Source organism: Pseudomonas rhodesiae (assembly GCF_007858255.1).
Taxonomy (GTDB): Bacteria; Pseudomonadota; Gammaproteobacteria; order Pseudomonadales; family Pseudomonadaceae; genus Aquipseudomonas; species Aquipseudomonas rhodesiae.
This window is the reverse complement of the sequence record NZ_VFEU01000005.1, coordinates 167,127-184,752: the sequence shown is the minus strand read 5'-3', so window position 1 is coordinate 184,752 and position 17,626 is coordinate 167,127. Positions and strand designations below refer to the sequence as shown.

Sequence of the window (17,626 nt, the reverse complement as noted above, 5' to 3'; positions counted from 1 at the left end):
AGCTCCCTTCTGTAATTGGGGCGAAGCTTATAAAGAGTTCAGAAACGCCAGCAACGCAGCGCGCTGTTCGGCATTGAAAGACAGCACATGCTGCTGCGCCGCCTGGGCCTCGCCGCCATGCCAGAGCACGGCTTCGAGCAGGTTGCGGGCGCGGCCGTCATGCAGAAACTGGGTATGACCACTCACGGTTTGCGTCAAACCGATGCCCCACAACGGCGGCGTGCGCCAGTCACGGCCACCGGCCTTGAATTCGCTGCGGTTGTCGGCAAGGCCTTCGCCCATGTCGTGCAACAACAAATCGCTGTATGGACGGATGGCTTGATTGGCCAATTCAGGCTCGGCGGCGTCGGCGGCGGTGGTGAACGTCGGCTTGTGACAACCCTGGCAACCGGCCTGATAGAACAGGTTTTTCCCGGCCAGCACCTGCGGTGCGTCGACATCGCGGCGCACCGGCACGGCCAGGTTGCGAGTGTAGAACAGCACCAGGCGCAGAATGTTATCGCTGACTTCCGGCTCGCCGTCGGGGCCATTCCCGTTGGGCGCCTGTTTGCAGGCGACTTGGGCGTCGGTGCAGTCATCGAAGGGCCTCAGGGTGGTGGTGAGGCCCATATCACCAGAGAACGCGTGAACATTTTGTTGATTGAGCGTGGGTTGCCCGGCTTTCCAGCCAAACCGGCCCAGCACGGTTTTCTGCTGGGCGTCGTCCCAGACCCAATTCGGCCGACCGACAATGGCGTCTTTGTCGGCGGTTTTTGGATCGGTGTTGCGCAGGATATCCGCGTCGCTGATGGCTTCGAGCAGGCCCAGGCCAATCATCGGTGGCGCAATGCGGGCGGAGAAACGCGTGTCGGGGTGCATCGGGCCGTAGCCCAGTTGGGTGATTTGCAGGTTCGGCTTGCGCAGCTCGACCACGGTGCCGTCTTTGAATGTCACGTTGACCGGGGTGTAGTCGACCCGCACCTTGCCTTCCGGCGCCACGCCCGGTACGGCCATGTCCTGCAATTGCCCGCCGTACACCGGCTCCGGCACCACGCCGAGTTGTTCGATCAGCTTGGCGTAGGGCGGTGCATCCGGTATCGACAGGCGCACCAGCATGGACACTGCGTTGGGCGCATCGGCCAGCGGCGGGTGCCCGCGACCGTCCTTGATATGGCAGTTCTGGCAGGCATTGGTGTTGAACAGCGGGCCCAGGCCATCACGGGCGGTGGTGGTGGACGGTGCAATCACCCAGGGGCTGCGGAAAAAACTGTTGCCGACGCTGAAGTCCAGGCGGCGCGTGGGTGACAGGTTGGCCGAGGGCAGGGAAAACGCGTTCTGGTCGCCTTTGTTTACCGTCGTCGCACCGCCGGCGCGCGCTTCACCGGGCTCGGCCTGGGTAAAGCGCGGGGCGTTGTCGCACGCAGTCAGGCCCAGGGCCATACATGCGACAGACAGACGAAAAAGCGAACGGAACATCGAGTTTCCTGAACGAATGCGAAAAAGGTGGGCGCAAAGTCTAACAGGGCGGGGCGGATTGAATAAGAGCAATTATCGTTTGATGGACTCACGGTTCATTCCCGCTAGAATGACCGCACATTTTTTTCTGGAGGTGGCCAATGCAGGCTCTCGACGCTTTGCTCAACCGTGTTTCCGTGCCGCGTTTGCTGGAGCCGGCACCGACCCCGGCGCAGCGCGAGGTGCTCTTCGCCGCCGCCATGCGCGCGCCGGACCACGGTCAACTGCGTCCGTGGCGCTTCCTCACCGTTGAAGGCGCGGCGCGTGAGCAAATGGGCACGCTGCTGGCCGAAGCCGCGCGCCTGCAAGACCCCCAAGCCCCGCAGGCCGCCATCGACAAGGCCCAGAATGGTCCGTTGCGGGCGCCGCTGGTGGTGGTGGTGATCGCGCGTCTGCAGGAGCATTTCAAGGTGCCAAAATCCGAACAACTGCTGGCAGCCGCCTGCGCCGCCCACGGCATTCTGCTGGCGGCTTACGCCCAAGGAATAGGCGCGGTGTGGCGCACTGGCGAATTGTCCTACTCGGCCCACGTCGCCAAGGGCTTGGGGCTGGCGACGAATGAGGAAGTGATTGGCTTCCTCTATTTGGGCACACCGCAGAACCCGCCGCGTACGGCGCCGAAGGAAGATGTGGCGGCGTTTGTGCAGGCTTGGCCCGGTCTTTGACAAGGTGGGAGGGGGCTTGCCCCCGACAGCGATGTGTCAGCTACAGATGAGTTGACTGACACACTGCAATCGGGGGCAAGCCCCCTCCCACATTGGTCCCATGGTATTTGTTAAACCTTGAACTGATCCATGAGCTTCATCTGCTGGCTGGCCAACGCATTGAGCTGGCTGCTGATGGCCGCCGATTCGGTGGCCTGGCCGGTAAGGGTTTCGGTCACGGTGCGGATCGCCGAGACATTGCGGTTGACCTCTTCGGCCACGGCGCTCTGCTGCTCGGCGGCGCTGGCGATTTGCAGGTTCATATCGCTGATCACCGTAACTGCGTCGCTGATCTTGCCCAGGGCCTGCACGGCCTGATGGATCTGTCCGGCATTGCTCTGGGCCTGGCTTTGGCTGGAATGCATGGTCGCCACCACGCCACGGGTGCCGCTCTGGATGCGTTCGATTACCTGGCGGATTTCCTCCACCGAATCCTGAGTGCGCTTGGCCAGGTTGCGCACTTCGTCGGCCACCACCGCGAATCCGCGTCCGCTTTCCCCGGCGCGTGCTGCTTCGATCGCCGCGTTGAGCGCCAGCAGGTTGGTCTGCTCGGCGATGCTGCGGATCACCTCCAGCACTGAGCCGATCTGCTCGCTGTTGACCGCCAGCGCTTCGACTTCACCCACCGCTTTGCTGACTTCGTCGGCCAAGGTGGTGATGTCGCGGGTGCTCTTCTCGATAATCTGCATGCCTTCACGGGCCGACTGGTCGGCGCCGCGCGCCGCACTGGCGGCGTTGGAGGCGCTGTTGGCGACGTCGTGGGCCGTGGCACTCATCTCGTTGGAGGCGGTGGCCACCTGGTCGATTTCGCGGAACTGCACTTGCATGCCTTCACTGGTCTGGCGAGCAATGGCCGACGATTGATCCGCCGTGCCCCGGGCTTCGGTGATGCTTTGCTTGATCTGTGCAATGGTGGGCTGCAGCTTGTCGAGGAAGCGGTTGAACCAGTTCACCAACTCGCCTAGTTCGTCCTTTTTGGCGTAGGCCAGACGCTGCGTAAGGTCGCCTTCACCGCTGGCGATGTTCTTGAGCATGGCCGCCACGCTGTTGATCGGACGGGTCACGCCGGTGGCGGTGAGCCAGATCAGCAGCAGGCCCAGCAGGCCGGCAGCAGCCCCTACCAGCAGCGCCTTGATTGTGCCGCTGGCCTGGGCTTCGTCGAGTACCGCTTGGAGCTTGACGTTATCGGCCAGCATCACGCTTTTGGGCAGTTTGATCACCACGCCCCAAGGCTTGGCATCGGCGAGTGGTTTGACCGGGTACACCGCGCGGATGGTGTCGCCCTGTTCGCGGATCATGCGGCTGTCACTTGCCAGCAACTGCACGATCTCCTTGCCTTCTTCACCCAGGGTGTCGATCAAATTCTTGCCGACCCTGGCCGGTTCGCCGCTGTAGGCCGCAATCAGACCGCTGCTGGAGAGAATCTCCAGGTGCGCAGCCCCGTTGAACAGGTCTTTTTGTGCGACGTCGGTGGTTTCCTGCAAGGCGGTCAGCGCAATGTCCACGCCGACGACGCCGATAAGCTTGCCTTCTACAATCAACGGCGATGCGATGGTGGTCATCAGTACCTTTTTGCCACCTACCGTATCTTCATAGGGTTCCAGCAGGCAGGTATTGCGGGTGTCGCGTGGGCACGTGTACCAGATGTTGTAGGGCGTACCGTTGAGGGTCAGAGTGGTCTTGTTCAGGTCCTCTTCAACCATGATGGTGTTCAAGCTTTCGCCGCCGGCACGGCTCCAATAACTGGAGAAGCGCCCTTTCTCATTGGAAGCGCGGGCCTTGTCATCAAGGAATTCGCTGTCCTTGCCATCCAGAGCGTTGGGTTCGAACGACAGCCAGAAACCCAGCACTTTGCTGTTGCGATCAAACGTGGTTTTCACGCTCTGGTTGATGTCTTCGCGCAGCGCGCCGGCTTCCAGGCCACGCTTGCTGGCCATGATGCGCAGGTCCTTGATCTGGTCGGCCAGTGCGGTCAGCGCCAGCAGGCTGTCGCCGAATGTTTCCTGCAACTGCACCGCCTGTTCGGCCGCCTTGGCCTGCAGCAACTGTTCCACGCCGTCAGTGAGCATGCGTGAGCTTGAGTCACTGACCAGTTGATCATTCTGGTTGGTGTTGTAAATGTTGATGCTGACCACCAGCGCAATCACCCCTAACAGGCAAAGCCCGGACAACAGCACGATTTTCAAGCGGATGGAGAGGGTGTCGAACATAGGTTCACTCACGAATGGACGTAGTGGTGGGCAAGGCACGGCCAAGTCCATTCAGCGCTATGTCTGCAACATCGGCGCAACGGATCGATTCATGAGTAGAAGGCGATAAGCGGTAGGAAAACAACTACAGCCTTTGTTACGCGGGGGCTGGCAGCCGTTCGGGGCGCGACCAGATCCACACGTTGCCCAGGCTCATGCCGACGATTGCCAGGTACACCGGCCAGCCATGGTCGAGCATCACCAGCATCAGGATCGCGCACAGCAACATGCTCACGGTGGCGCTGATTTTGGCGCGACGGGCGATGATCTTGCCGTTGCGCCAGTTGAACAGGATCGGTCCGAACAGGCGGTGGTTCTCCAGCCACGCGCTCAGGCGCGGCGAGCTTTTGGTCGCGGCCCAGGCGGCCAGCAGGATGAATTCGGTGGTGGGCAACCCCGGCACCACAATCGCAATCAAGCCGATGCCCAGGCTCACATAAGCCAGCAGGCCGAAGAGGAGCTGGGCGATTTTCGAAGTGGATTGGGTCTGGCGGGTCATGGGATATGCAGATTCGGGAAAAAACAAAGACAAAGGTGGGAGGGGGCTTGGCCTCGATTGCAGTGCATCAGCCAACAAATAGGTAACTGACCCGCCGTCATCGGGGGCAAGCCCCCTCCTACAGTCGATTGCATTTCAAAAGCGAGATCAGGCCAGTTCTGGGGCGCTAGCGTACGCCTGTTCCAGCAAAACGGTGAAGCGTACAAACGCGTCAATCGCGCCTTTTTCCGCTGCCGCTTCTTCTTCGGCGCTCAATTGCAGTGCATCCAGGGTGCGGGTGAAGCTTTTCCAGCCTTCGGCGCGTCCGCCGGCCGGCTCACCCAAATGACGTGCACCAAAGGTGTCGCTCAGGCCCAGGCCCACGGCACGCTTGATCAGGAACGCAGCGCCCAGCTTGGAACCTTCGGACACAAACAACCAGCCCAGGGCTTCGGCCTTGCTTGGGTTTTTCAGTGCGCCCGGGACCGGGGCTGGCACGTCGGTCTCCAGGTCGGCCAGGTCCAGCCTGGCGGCTTCGGCGCGGCAGCGTTCGGCCAGGTCCGGCACCAGCTTGATCAGCTCGGGATCGGTGTACAGCGCCACCAGTTCCGATTGGAACTGGTATTGCGCCACCACGAACCGCGCGAAGTTGGCCTGGGTCTCGAATGGGGCGTGGGCCTTGACCAGCGCGTCGAGCTTGGCGTGCGGGGCGTGGGTGATCTGGTTCAGGCGCTGGGAGCGCAGGCTTGGGCGTTCTGCGGTAGGGGAAGCGGTCATGAAAAAGTCCTTGATAGGGGGGGGCGCCGGGTTGTTCTTAAAGAGAGTGGTTATCAACTAGACGAACAAGAAGACGCAGCACAGTAAAAAATCCTCACCTCGCCGCTGACATTTCGGCGAAGTGAGGTCGATGCGGTCAGATATCCCAGATCACATTGACGGCAAAGTTGCGCCCGGGCTGGGTCAGGCGGTCGAGGTTGGCCGGACCGGTCACAGCCGCTTCGCCGACGCTGTCGTAGCTGCGCACGTCATCCCAGTTCCAGTATTTCTTGTCGGTGAGGTTGTAGACGCCGCCGTTGATGGTCACGTCGTCAGTCACTTTGTAGACGGCCGTCAGGTCGACCACGCCGAATCCTGGGGTTTTGAACGGGCCGCTGGTATCGCCGTCCGGCGCGTGGAAGGTACTGCTGTCAACGCGGTTCTGTTTTTTCACCAGGGTCCAGCTCAACAGGCCACCGTAGTTGTCCTGGTCATAGCCCAGGCCCAATACGCCCTTAAGCGGGTTGACGCTGTTCAGCGGCTCGCCGTTATCGTCGTTGCGGCCGTAGGCATAGGAAACCGCACCCTGGGTATAGAGGCCTTGCGGGGCGCCGAAAGCATCCAGGTTCAGGCGGCCTTTGGCTTCCGCGCCCTTGATGGTGGCGCGCTTGATATTGACCGCCTGGAACTGTTCAACCGTGCCCCCGACGACGGCATTGTCTTCGTCGATAAAGTTGCGGTACTTGTTATAAAACAACGCGATTTCAAAAGAGCCCTCGTCGAACTTGCCGCGAATTCCGGTTTCGACGCCTTTGCTGGTTTCTGGCTTGAGGTCGGGGTTCGGTTCGACCGTGTAGCCCAGATTGAGGTTTTCAAAGCGCCCGTACAGGGCCTTGGCGGACGGTGTACGGAAACCTTCGGCGTATTGGCCGAACCAGGTGTATTGATCGGTCAGGGCATACGTCAGGCCAAACTTGGGCGTTATACGGTGCCAGGTTTTTTCCTTGTCACTCACCGGGTCCGCGCCGGTCGGGTTGACGGTGTTGAGGAACTCCTGGGTCAGCTTGGGCTTGAGCCGGGTGTAGTCGTAGCGCACGGCCGGCAGGAAGGTCCATTTGTCCCAGGCGATCTGATCCTGGGCGAACAGCGAGTAGGTGTTGATGGTCGGGTCGGGAAAGTCGCTGGACTTCTTCACGCTGTCACTGGCCATTGGGCTGGGCGCGCCGATGGCGGTGCAACCGCTGCCGACGGCCAGGCACGTCGCGCTGCCCTCCCGCGAGCCGGTGACCTTCTGCTGCTTGAGGGTGGTGCCGTAAGTCACTTGGTGATCGGTGGCACCCAGGCTGAATGCTTTGTCTAACTGCGCATCGAAAACCCACTGTTTTTCCTGGTACAGGGTGTCGCGCGTGCGCAGGACGCGACGGCCTGACTGATAGATCTCGGCGGTGGTCTGGTCGGTCTTGGCGATCTGGTAATTGAGGCTGGTCTTGATGCGATCGGCAATCGGCGACTCAAGCGCGAAGCTGTTTTCCAGGCCGAAACGCTCGCGGGTGATGGTGTCGTTGCCTCGACGATCACGGTACAGGTTGAACCCTCGGCCACCGATGAACGGACCACCCACGGCGTTCTTCAAGTTGACGTCGCGGTCATCCTTGTACTTTTCGTAGGTCAGGCCCAGGCGGTTATCCTCGCCGTAGTTCCACCCGAGCTTGGCCAGTACGTTGGTGGTGCGTGCGTCTTCCGGGTTGGCGCCGGTGCGGGCCAGGCCGGTGGCGTTGTTGCCGTTGTAGGATTCGGTTTCATGGCCGTTGCGCTGGCTCAGGTGCAGCAAACCGTCGACGTCGCCCACGCGGCCGGCGAAGGTGCCGGAGGTCAGCCAGCTCTCGTCGGCGGAGCTGTAGCCGGTCTTCAGGCGCGCACCGACATCCTGGCCGGGCTTGATGATGTCGTCCGGGTCGAGGGTGAAGTAACTCACGGCACCGCCGATGGCGCTGCTGCCATACAGGGCCGAGGCCGGGCCGCGCAGAATCTCCACGCGTTTGACGATTTCCGGATCGACATAATTGCGGCGCGTCTTGGCGTAGGGGCCGTTGAAGAAGTTGTCCGGCACTTCCACGCCGTCCACCTGGGTGAGAATGCGGTCGCCGTCGATGCCGCGGATGTTGAAACCGGCATTGCCCGAACGGGTGCCGGCGCCGCCCACCGAAACCCCAGGTTCATAGCGGGCCAGGTCGCGAATGGTATTGACGTTCTGGCGGTCGAGTCCCTCGCGCTCGTGCACGCTGACGGTGCTCGGTACGCTGTCGACGTCCTGGGCGTTGCGGGTGGCGCTGATGGTCACCTGTTGCAGGTTCAGGGTGCTGCCGGCGGCGCGTCTCTCTAGAACAATGTTGTTATTGCCCAGTTTGCGATAGCTCAGGTTGGTCCCCACCAACAGCCGATCCAGGGCTTTATCCGGCGGCAATGGGCCGCGCACGCCCGGAGAGGACACGCCCTGGCCGAGTTCCGCCGGCAGGCCCACTTGCCAGCCAGTCACCGCGGTAAAGGCATTGAGGGCCGAGACCAGCGGCTGTTGTTCGATGCTGAATTGATAATTGCCGTGGCTGCGCGGCGCCTGTTCGGCGGCCGTGGCGCTGACGGCGGGTATGCCGGCCAACAGGATGGCGGCGGTGAGCAAGGACAGAACGGGCGAAGAAGACCGGCGGTTGAAACGAGAGGACATCGAGAGCGCTCCGGGGTACGAATCTTATAGTTGCGAACCTTTCCAAATAGGAATTAGTTGCATTGGCTAAGACGAGACGTACCACCGCTGGCTATCGAGTAAAAATAATTCTCATTTAGTTCAAGATCACCAGCGCGGGGTATTCCGAGAGCGTGGCGGAGGTGATGTGGGCCAGTGAGCGCACTACATCCAGAGGTTGGTCGAGGCGGTAATTACCGGTGACGGCCACACTGGCGAGTTGCTCGTTGGTGTTGACGATCCAGCCGGGGTAGTAGCGACGTAGTTCGGCAAGCACCTCGCTCAAAGGGCAGTTTTCGAAAATCAGCCGGCCTCGCACCCAGGCCAGGTCTTTGTTGGCATCCAGCTTGGCCGGCTGGCCGAAGCCCTTGGGGCCGATGCGGATACTTTCCCCGGCGCTCAGGCGCACCCGGGCGTCGTCGAAGGTGTTGCTCAGGTCCACATCGCCGCGTTGCACCTGCACTTGTGCCTCGCCATTGAGGTAGCGCACGGCGAACGCGGTGTCACTTACGCTGGCGCGCACCGGGCCGGCATCGATTTCCAGGGGCAGGCCATGGGTGGCCGTCACGTCGAAAAACGCTTCGCCCTGATAGAGGCGGGCGATGCGCTGGTGGTTCTGAACGCGGCTGGAAAACGCCGAGTTGGTGTTGAGCAACACGTTGGCGCCTTCTTCCAGTTGCAGGCGCTGCCGTTCACCGACCACGGTGAGGTGGTCGGCTTGCAGGCGCATCGGCAGACTGCTGAAGCTGAACAGCCCGATTACCAGCACGGCGGCGGTAGCCAGGGGTTTCCAGTGCGGTTGGATACGGCGCCAGGCGCTGGGTTTGCGCGGCGCGGCCAGGGCCACGGCGGCGCTGTGTACCGGCGCGCCGCCCCAGGCGCCTTGGGCTTTATCGAAGGCGTGAGCATGGGCCGGATCGCGGGCCAGCCAGGCTTGGAACTCAGCCTGCTGGCCGGGCTGCGGGCACTGCAGGGCGATCAGCCAATCGAGGGCCTGGTCCATCGCCGGGTCTTGCAGCACCTCATGCGCCAGCGCTTCGGGGCGCGGGTTATTGGGGTCGGTCACGGGGTTCCTCGGGTCTTCGCCACGTTTTTATTCAATTTTCCTACGGCCTGCGTCGACACTTCTGTGGGATGCAGCTTAAGACTGATCCAGCCGTTCGGCCACACCTACGCAGATGGCCATGATCAATTTCAGTTCCTTCTGCACCGTGCTCAAGGACACACCCAACTGGTCGGCAATCTCCTGATAGCTGCAACCGTGCAGGCGACTGAGGATGAAAATCTGCTGCTGACGCGCGCTCAATTGGCCCAGGCTGACGCTCAGGTGCTCCAGCAGTTGCTCGGCCTGGGTCGCGTCCTCGGGGGTGGTGGTGGGGGCGACGACGCTTTGCAGAATCTGCAGCGGTACGTCTTCTTGCAGGGTGCGGGCCTGGATTTTGCGCGCGCGTAGATGATCCAACGCCAGATTGCGCGCTGTTTGATAGACGAAAGGTTCCAGGTGATCGATCGGCCGCTCGTTCAGGGCCCGGGTCACGCGCAGGTAGGTTTCCTGCAGCAAGTCTTCGGCGGTGCTGTGGTTATGCACCATGCGTTGCAGGGTGCGCAGCAGAATCGCCCGTTGAGTGAGGAAGACATGGTTGAAGCGAGATTGGCTCACAGTGACACCAGACCGATAGGCAGTTAATGATAATGCTTATCATCAATGCAAATGGCAAGTGGCTATTCCTCTGTTGCTCAATGCAAAGCCAATGCGGGAGGAGGCTTGCCCCCCTCCCGCGCAACCACCATTACTCGGCGTTGCAGAGTGCCAGGCAGTTATCCAGCATACGGTTGGAGAAGCCCCACTCGTTGTCATACCAGGCGAGCACTTTCAGCAATTTACCGCTGACCTTGGTGTGATTGGCATCGAAGATTGACGACAGCGGGTTGTGGTTGAAGTCACTGGAAACCAGCGGCAGGGTGTTGTAGCCGAGGATCTTGGAGTGTTGGCTGGCGTCCTTGAGCAGCGCGTTGACTTGCTCGGCCGTGGCTTCTTGCTTCAGTTGCACGGTGAGGTCCACCAGGGACACGTTGATTACCGGCACGCGCACGGCCATGCCGGTTAGTTTGCCCGCCAGTTCCGGCAGCACCAGGCCGACCGCTTCGGCAGCGCCGGTCTTGCTTGGGATCATGTTCTGGGTGGCCGAACGCGCGCGGTATGGGTCGGTGTGGTAAACGTCGGTCAGGTTCTGGTCGTTGGTGTAGGCGTGGATCGTGGTCATCAGGCCGCTTTCGATGCCCAGCTCACGGTGCAGCACCTGGGCCACCGGCGCCAGGCAGTTGGTGGTGCACGAAGCGTTGGAGATGATCTGGTGGGATTGGCGCAGAATGTCATGGTTCACGCCGTAGACCACGGTGGCGTCCGCGCCCTTGGCGGGGGCGGAGATGATCACCTTGCGCGCGCCGGCGCTGATATGGGCGGCGGCTTTGGCGCGGTCGGTGAACAGACCGGTGCATTCGAACACCACGTCGATATTCAGCGCGGCCCACGGCAGCTCGGCCGGGTTGCGAATGGCACTGACGGCGATCCGGTCACCGTTGACGGTCAGGCTTTCCTGATCGTGGGCGACCTCTGCATCGAAAGTACCGTGTACGGTATCGAATTTGAGCAAGTGGGCATTGATCGAACTGTCGCCCAGATCATTGATGGCGACGATCTGCAAATCCTGGCGGTAGCCTTGGGTATACAGTGCGCGCAGGACATTGCGGCCGATACGGCCAAAACCATTGATTGCGATACGAAGAGTCATTGGAAAGTGCCTGTCGTCGATTTGTTGTAAGAATTACAAGATTATTCGCATAAAAATAGAAAACAAGCCTTTTTAGTGGCAATATTTTGTTCAATCTACAACGAGTGACCTGAATCAACTGGTCCGATGATCCAAACGACACCCTGCCATCCCATGCGCTGTGGGCGTTTGATCAGCATAGACACTCAGGTCGCCACATCCGTTAGCCTGGAGTTCTACACATGCATCCCCGCGTCCTTGAGGTCACCGAACGGCTTATCGCCCGCAGCCGCGCCACCCGCGAGGCTTACCTTGCGCTCATCCGCGGCGCAGCCAGCGACGGTCCGATGCGCGGTAAGCTGCAATGCGCCAACTTTGCCCATGGCGTGGCCGGTTGCGGCACCGAAGACAAACAGAGCCTGCGCATGATGAATGCCGCCAACGTGGCAATTGTTTCTTCATATAACGACATGCTCTCGGCGCATCAGCCCTACGAACATTTCCCTGAACAAATAAAGAAAGCCCTACGCGAAGTGGGCTCGGTCGGCCAATTCGCCGGCGGCACTCCGGCGATGTGCGACGGCGTGACTCAGGGCGAACCGGGCATGGAGCTGAGCCTGCTCAGTCGTGAAGTCATCGCCATGTCCACGGCGGTGGCGCTGTCCCACAACATGTTCGATGCGGCGCTGATGCTGGGCATCTGCGACAAGATCGTGCCCGGCCTGATGATGGGCGCGCTGCGCTACGGGCATTTGCCGATGATCTTCGTGCCCGGCGGGCCGATGCCGTCGGGCATCTCCAACAAACAGAAAGCCGATGTGCGCCAGCGCTACGCCGAAGGCAAGGCCAGCCGTGAGGAGCTGCTGGAATCGGAGATGCAGTCCTACCACAGCCCCGGCACCTGCACCTTCTACGGCACCGCCAACACCAACCAACTGCTGATGGAAGTGATGGGCCTGCACCTGCCGGGCGCGTCGTTCGTCAACCCGTATACACCGCTGCGCGATGCGTTGACCCGCGAAGCCGCGCACCAGGTGACGCGGCTGACCAAGGCCAACGGCAACTTCACACCGATCGGCGAGATCGTCGACGAAAAATCCATCGTCAACTCCATCGTGGCCCTGAATGCCACCGGCGGCTCCACCAACCACACCCTGCACATGCCGGCCATCGCCATGTCGGCGGGCATCATCCTGACCTGGCAGGACATGGCCGACCTCTCCGAGGTGGTGCCGACCCTGTCCCACGTTTATCCAAACGGCAAAGCCGATATCAACCACTTCCAGGCAGCGGGCGGTATGTCGTTCCTGATCCGTGAACTGCTGGAAGCCGGGCTGTTGCATGAAGACGTCAACACCGTGGCCGGCAAAGGCCTGAGCCGCTACACCCAGGAACCGTTCCTGGTCGACGGCGAGCTGATCTGGCGCGACGGCCCCATCGAGAGCCTCGACGAAGCCATCCTGCGCCCGGTGGCCCGTGCGTTCTCGCCCGAAGGCGGGCTGCGGGTGATGGAAGGCAACCTCGGTCGTGGTGTGATGAAAGTCTCCGCCGTGGCCCTTGAGCACCAGATCGTCGAAGCGCCGGCGGTGGTGTTCCAGGACCAGCAGGACCTGGCCGACGCGTTCAAGGCCGGCGAGTTGGAAAAAGATTTCGTGGCGGTGATGCGCTTCCAGGGCCCGCGCTCCAATGGCATGCCGGAACTGCACAAAATGACGCCGTTCCTTGGTGTGTTGCAGGACCGTGGTTTCAAAGTGGCGTTGGTAACAGACGGGCGCATGTCCGGCGCGTCGGGTAAGATTCCCGCCGCGATCCATGTGAACCCCGAAGCCCAAAGCGGCGGGCCGCTGGCGCGCGTGCGCGATGGCGATATCATTCGCGTGGATGGCGTCAAAGGCACCCTGGAGCTTAAGGTGGACGCCGAAGAATTTGCAGCGCGAGCGCCTGCCACGGGCCTGTTGGGGAATAACGTGGGGGCCGGTCGCGAGCTGTTTGCATTTATGCGCTTGGCCGCAAGCTCCGCAGAGCAGGGCGCCAGCGCCTTTACCTCTGCCCTGGAGACGCTTAAGTGAAGTTAGCGCTGGTCGGTGACATCGGTGGTACCAACGCCCGTTTCGCGTTGTGGCGGGATCAAGCCCTGCATTCGATCCGCGTGCACGCCACGGCGGATCACGACAGCCCGGAGGCGGCCATCCAGGTCTACCTCAAGGAAGAGGGCCTGAGCGTCGGCGACATCGGCGCGGTGTGCCTGTCGGTGGCGGGGCCGGTGAGTGGCGATGAGTTCAAATTCACCAACAATCACTGGCGCTTGAGCAAGACCGCATTCTGCAAAACGTTGCAGGTGGATGAACTGCTGCTGGTCAACGATTTCTCGGCCATGGCCCTGGGCATGACGCGCCTGCAACCCGACGAATTCCGCGTGGTTTGCGAAGGCACGCCCGAGCCGTTGCGCCCAGCGGTGGTGATCGGCCCAGGCACCGGGCTGGGGGTCGGCACCTTGCTGGACCTTGGCGCCGGCCGGTTCGCGGCGTTGCCGGGGGAGGGCGGCCATGTCGACCTGCCCCTGAGCAGCCCACGGGAAACCCAGCTGTGGCAGCACATCTACACCGAGATCGGCCACGTCAGCGCCGAAACTGCCTTGAGCGGCGGCGGCTTGCCGCGTCTGTATCGGGCGATTTGTGCGGTGGACGGTCATGTGCCGGTGCTGGACACGCCCGAAGCCATCACGGCGGCAGGCCTGGCCGGCGATCCGATCGCCATGGAAGTATTGGATCAATTCAGCATCTGGCTGGGTCGTGTGGCCGGTAACAACGTGCTCACCACCGGCGCGCGCGGCGGCGTGTATATCGTGGGCGGGGTGATTCCGAGATTTGCCGACTTCTTTATCCACAGCGGCTTTGCCAAGAGCTTTCGTGACAAAGGCTGCATGAGCGAGTACTTCAACGGTATTCCGGTGTGGCTGGTGACGGCGCCGTATTCCGGCTTGACCGGGGCGGGTGTGGCGTTAGAACAGGCATTTGCTTAGGCAGTGATAGCCACCCACAGCCGTGTGGGAGGGAGCTTGCCCCCGATGAGGCCAGCAACAACACCCCATAACAACAAGGAGGCCCCTCGTGAGCGTTATCAGTAAATCCATTCTCCTGGTCGACGACGACCAGGAAATCCGCGAATTGCTGCAAACCTACCTCAGTCGCGCCGGCTTCCAGGTGCGGGGCGTGGCCGATGGCGCGGGGTTCCGTCAGGCGATGAACGACGCGCCGTGCGATCTGGTCATCCTTGATGTGATGTTGCCGGACGAAGACGGTTTCAGCCTGTGTCGCTGGGTTCGCCAGCACCCGCGCCAGGCGCAGGTGCCGATCATCATGCTCACCGCCAGCTCCGACGAAGCCGACCGCGTGATCGGCCTGGAGCTGGGCGCCGATGACTACATCGGTAAGCCGTTCAGCCCACGTGAGCTGCAAGCGCGGATCAAAGCGCTGTTGCGCCGTTGTCAGTTCGGCCAGGAGCGCAACACCGGTGGCGACGTGGTGGTGTTCGACGAGTGGCGACTGGACATGATCAGCCACCGCCTGTTTCACGTCGATGGCGAAGAAGTGATTCTGTCCGGCGCCGACTTTGCCCTGCTCAAATTGTTTCTCGATCATCCCCAGGAAATTCTCGACCGCGACACCATCGGCAACGCCACCCGTGGCCGCGACCTGATGCCGCTGGACCGTATCGTCGACATGGCGGTCAGCCGTCTGCGCCAACGCCTGCGCGATACCGAAAAGCCTCCACGGCTGATCCGCACCGTGCGCGGCAGCGGCTATCAACTGGCAGCCAACGTGGTTGCCGGCAATGCCCACTGAACCAGTAGCCGAACGTCGCCGCCGCTTTCCGGTGCCACGCTCGCTATTGGGGCGCATGTTGTTGCTCACGTTGCTGGTGGTGCTGTTCGCCCAGGCGCTGTCCAGCGTGATCTGGGTCTCGCAATTGCGCGCCACCCAGCTCGAAGGCCTGGTCACCAGCGCGCGCAGCCTGGCGCATTCGATGACCGCCAGCGTGAGTTACTTCCGTTCCCTGCCGGTGGCCTATCGCCCATTGGTGCTCGACCAACTGCGCAGCATGGGCGGCACTCGCTTTGTGGTGACCCTCAACGATCGCCCCCTCGACATGCAAGTACTGCCTGAAACTCCGCGCAAACAAGCGGTGCTGGTAGCGGTGGATGAAGTGTTGCGCCAGACCCTGGGCGCTGATGTGCATATCTCGGTGGAATTCGTCAGCGCCGAAGACCTGCGGATTTTCAACGCCGGCCTCAAGCTCGATGAGCTGCCACGGTCCTGGGCCCATTACGCGTTGACCCTGGAGCCGGTAAACCCGCCGGTGCTGGTGACCCAGATCCAACTGGCGCCCGGCGAATGGCTGTATATCGCTTCGCTGCTGCCCGAACCCTACACCAGCCTCGAAGAACAGGGCCTGCCGTCTCAGCAGGTGTGGTTCATCGTGTTGACCAGCGGCCTTCTACTGCTGTTTATCGGTTTGTTGGTGCACTGGCAAAGCCGGCCCCTCAAGCGCCTGGCGCGGGCGGCGCGAGACATGTCCCTGGGCGCCGACGTCGAACCGGTAGCCGAAGGCGGCGGCAGCGAGGTGGTCGAAGTGGGGCGTGCATTCAATGCCATGCGCGAACGCATCAGCCGCTACCTGACCGAGCGCAGCCAGTTGTTCAGTGCAATTTCCCACGACCTACGCACGCCGATCACACGTCTGCGCCTGCGCGTGGAGCTGCTTGAAGATGAGAACCTGCAAGCCAAGTTCGGTCGGGACCTGGATGAGCTGGAACTGTTGGTCAAGGGCGCGCTGCAATGCGTGAAGGACACCGATATCCACGAGAACATCCAGCCAGTGGACCTCAACCATGTGCTCGAATGCCTGGTGGAGCCCTACGTGGCGCCCAGCGGCAACGGTCGCGTAACCCTGGACGGCATGGCGCTGACGACTTACCCGGGCAAACCGCTGGCCCTCAAGCGCTGCATCGGCAACCTGATCGACAACGCGTTGAAGTACGGGCAAAACGCTCATCTGCATATCGAGGACGATGGCGTGCAGTTCATCCTGCATGTGGACGACGAAGGCCCCGGCGTGCCGGAGCAGCGTCTGGAGCAAGTCTTCGAACCGCACTTTCGCCTCGCCGGCCAGCAACAGGGCTACGGCCTGGGGTTGGGCATCGCACGCAACATCGCCCACAGCCATGGCGGCGAAGTGAGTTTGCAGAACCTGCGCGAGGGCGGCTTGCGCGTCACCCTGCAACTGCCCCGAACCCTGGACTGATAAGACTACCGGACAAATATGGGAGGGGCGGTGCGACGATTCGCCTTGCCCCCGATAGCAGTGGCTCAGTCAGCCCATTTGCCGCCGACGCACTGCTATCGAGCAAGCCCTCGGCCGCAATGGTTTTCTCTCGTGTGTCAGATGCTTTGGCGCAGCCGCGCCAGATCCCGCAGCGGTGGTGCGCCGAACAAGCGGCTGTACTCGCGGCTGAACTGCGATGGGCTTTCATACCCCACCCGATAGCCTGCCGCCGACGCTTCCAACCCTTCGGCGATCATCAGGCGTCGCGCTTCCTGTAAACGCAGCTGCTTCTGGTACTGCAGCGGGCTCATTGCCGTGATCGCCTTGAAGCGATGGTGCAAGGTCGACACGCTCAGGTTCACTTCCTTGGCAAGGTCATCGATGCGCAGGGGTTGCTCATAGTTGCCGTTGAGCCATTTGATCGCCTGGCTGACTCGATGGCTCTGGCTGTTGGCCACGGCAATTTCATACAGCCGATAGCCCTGCGGCCCACGCAGCAAGCGGTAGAGGATCTCCCGATTGATCAACGGCGCGAGCATGGCGATGTCTTTGGGCGTGTCCAGCAAACGCGCCAGGCGCAGTACGGCGTCGAGCAGCTGGGTGTCGATGCGATCCACGTACATCCCGCGGGAGGTCGGGCGCGTGGGCACGCCCATGGGGCCGGCTTCGGCGATCAGGGCGGTCAACTGGGCCGGGTCGATATTGATACGCACCGACAGGTTCGGGTCCTCGGGTGTGGCGTCGATGATCCGCCCGGCCACCGGCATCGCCACCGAGAACACCAAGTAATTGAGGGGGTCGTAGGCGAAGACCTCGTCGGCCAGGCGCACTTCCTTGCTGCCACTGGCGAGGATGCACAGCGCGGGCTCCACCAGCACCGGCGCGAAATCCCGCGGCGTGTTGTGGCGGTTCATGAACAGCGAAGTAATTGCCGTGCCGTAAGAGCCGTCTTCCCAGGTATGCCGATGCACGATGCTGGCGAGTTCGGCACGCTGTTTTTCCATCTCGGCATCAAGGGGCGGTGAGAGGTGGTCGAGCGACGGCATGGGAGGTCCTCTGGGCGGTGCTTGGATGGAGCTCAGCTTAGTGGCGGCTATTGAAAAAGTGTT

At 61.9% G+C, this 17,626-nt stretch carries 14 protein-coding genes; 5 read left to right on the top strand and 9 right to left on the bottom strand.

Annotated elements, in window-relative coordinates:
* Positions 1-27: 27 nt before the first annotated feature.
* A complete protein-coding gene (locus FIV35_RS09855) occupies positions 28-1,455 on the bottom strand; it encodes a di-heme oxidoreductase family protein (RefSeq protein ID WP_034139167.1) in 1,428 nt (475 codons plus the stop codon).
* A gap of 140 nt (positions 1,456-1,595) precedes the next feature.
* Between FIV35_RS09855 and FIV35_RS09850 the strand changes: the two genes are divergently transcribed.
* On the top strand, positions 1,596-2,159 hold the full coding sequence (locus FIV35_RS09850) for a nitroreductase family protein (protein ID WP_034139166.1): 564 nt from the start codon (positions 1,596-1,598) through the stop codon (positions 2,157-2,159).
* A gap of 110 nt (positions 2,160-2,269) precedes the next feature.
* Here the strand turns inward: FIV35_RS09850 and FIV35_RS09845 are convergent, their stop codons facing one another.
* From FIV35_RS09845 to gap, 7 genes are all read right to left on the bottom strand, one after another.
* Positions 2,270-4,408 carry a methyl-accepting chemotaxis protein gene (locus tag FIV35_RS09845; protein ID WP_034139165.1) on the bottom strand — a complete coding sequence of 713 codons (2,139 nt, stop codon included), beginning with the start codon at positions 4,406-4,408 and terminating at the stop codon, positions 2,270-2,272.
* 136 nt (positions 4,409-4,544) lie between these two features.
* The gene (locus FIV35_RS09840) at positions 4,545-4,946 is read right to left on the bottom strand and encodes a YbaN family protein (RefSeq protein WP_034139164.1); all 402 of its coding nucleotides are present in this window, start codon (positions 4,944-4,946) and stop codon (positions 4,545-4,547) included.
* 147 nt (positions 4,947-5,093) lie between these two features.
* Entirely contained in the window at positions 5,094-5,702 is a 609-nt protein-coding gene (locus FIV35_RS09835; protein ID WP_034139163.1) for a biliverdin-producing heme oxygenase, read from the bottom strand.
* Positions 5,703-5,838: 136 nt separating this feature from the next.
* Positions 5,839-8,403, bottom strand: a complete 2,565-nt coding sequence (locus FIV35_RS09830) for a TonB-dependent receptor (RefSeq protein ID WP_034139162.1) — start codon at positions 8,401-8,403, stop codon at positions 5,839-5,841.
* 115 nt (positions 8,404-8,518) lie between these two features.
* Positions 8,519-9,487, bottom strand: coding sequence for a FecR family protein (locus FIV35_RS09825; RefSeq protein ID WP_034139161.1), 969 nt, complete (start codon positions 9,485-9,487; stop codon positions 8,519-8,521).
* 75 nt (positions 9,488-9,562) lie between these two features.
* Complete coding sequence (locus FIV35_RS09820) at positions 9,563-10,081, bottom strand: RNA polymerase sigma factor (protein ID WP_034114998.1); 519 nt, start codon at positions 10,079-10,081, stop codon at positions 9,563-9,565.
* A gap of 130 nt (positions 10,082-10,211) precedes the next feature.
* Positions 10,212-11,213, bottom strand: coding sequence for a type I glyceraldehyde-3-phosphate dehydrogenase (gap, locus tag FIV35_RS09815; RefSeq protein WP_034114997.1), 1,002 nt, complete (start codon positions 11,211-11,213; stop codon positions 10,212-10,214).
* Positions 11,214-11,434: 221 nt separating this feature from the next.
* On the opposite strand from gap, the gene edd reads away from it, so the two are divergent.
* From edd to FIV35_RS09795, 4 genes are all read left to right on the top strand, one after another.
* Positions 11,435-13,261 carry a phosphogluconate dehydratase gene (edd, locus tag FIV35_RS09810; protein WP_034100262.1) on the top strand — a complete coding sequence of 609 codons (1,827 nt, stop codon included), beginning with the start codon at positions 11,435-11,437 and terminating at the stop codon, positions 13,259-13,261.
* Positions 13,258-14,214 (top strand): glucokinase, encoded by a 957-nt coding sequence (locus FIV35_RS09805; protein WP_034139160.1) that lies wholly within the window; start codon positions 13,258-13,260, stop codon positions 14,212-14,214. Before edd ends, FIV35_RS09805 begins: the two co-directional genes overlap by 4 nt.
* An 88-nt stretch (positions 14,215-14,302) precedes the next feature.
* On the top strand, positions 14,303-15,037 hold the full coding sequence (locus tag FIV35_RS09800; protein ID WP_034100258.1) for a response regulator: 735 nt from the start codon (positions 14,303-14,305) through the stop codon (positions 15,035-15,037).
* Complete coding sequence (locus tag FIV35_RS09795) at positions 15,027-16,496, top strand: ATP-binding protein (RefSeq protein ID WP_034139159.1); 1,470 nt, start codon at positions 15,027-15,029, stop codon at positions 16,494-16,496. Before FIV35_RS09800 ends, FIV35_RS09795 begins: the two co-directional genes overlap by 11 nt.
* 137 nt (positions 16,497-16,633) lie before the next feature.
* On the opposite strand, the gene FIV35_RS09790 is transcribed toward FIV35_RS09795, so the two are convergent.
* Positions 16,634-17,563, bottom strand: a complete 930-nt coding sequence (locus FIV35_RS09790; protein WP_034114996.1) for an AraC family transcriptional regulator — start codon at positions 17,561-17,563, stop codon at positions 16,634-16,636.
* Positions 17,564-17,626: the final 63 nt, after the last annotated feature.

Coding starts and splice junctions, on each gene's coding strand:
- FIV35_RS09850 (WP_034139166.1), top strand. CDS start 1,596: ATGCAGGCTCTCGACGCTTTGCTCAACCGTGTTTCCGTGCCGCGTTTG.
- FIV35_RS09840 (WP_034139164.1), bottom strand. CDS start 4,946: ATGACCCGCCAGACCCAATCCACTTCGAAAATCGCCCAGCTCCTCTTC.
- FIV35_RS09845 (WP_034139165.1), bottom strand. CDS start 4,408: ATGTTCGACACCCTCTCCATCCGCTTGAAAATCGTGCTGTTGTCCGGG.
- FIV35_RS09795 (WP_034139159.1), top strand. CDS start 15,027: ATGCCCACTGAACCAGTAGCCGAACGTCGCCGCCGCTTTCCGGTGCCA.
- gap (WP_034114997.1), bottom strand. CDS start 11,213: ATGACTCTTCGTATCGCAATCAATGGTTTTGGCCGTATCGGCCGCAAT.
- FIV35_RS09830 (WP_034139162.1), bottom strand. CDS start 8,403: ATGTCCTCTCGTTTCAACCGCCGGTCTTCTTCGCCCGTTCTGTCCTTG.
- FIV35_RS09790 (WP_034114996.1), bottom strand. CDS start 17,563: ATGCCGTCGCTCGACCACCTCTCACCGCCCCTTGATGCCGAGATGGAA.
- FIV35_RS09835 (WP_034139163.1), bottom strand. CDS start 5,702: ATGACCGCTTCCCCTACCGCAGAACGCCCAAGCCTGCGCTCCCAGCGC.
- FIV35_RS09855 (WP_034139167.1), bottom strand. CDS start 1,455: ATGTTCCGTTCGCTTTTTCGTCTGTCTGTCGCATGTATGGCCCTGGGC.
- edd (WP_034100262.1), top strand. CDS start 11,435: ATGCATCCCCGCGTCCTTGAGGTCACCGAACGGCTTATCGCCCGCAGC.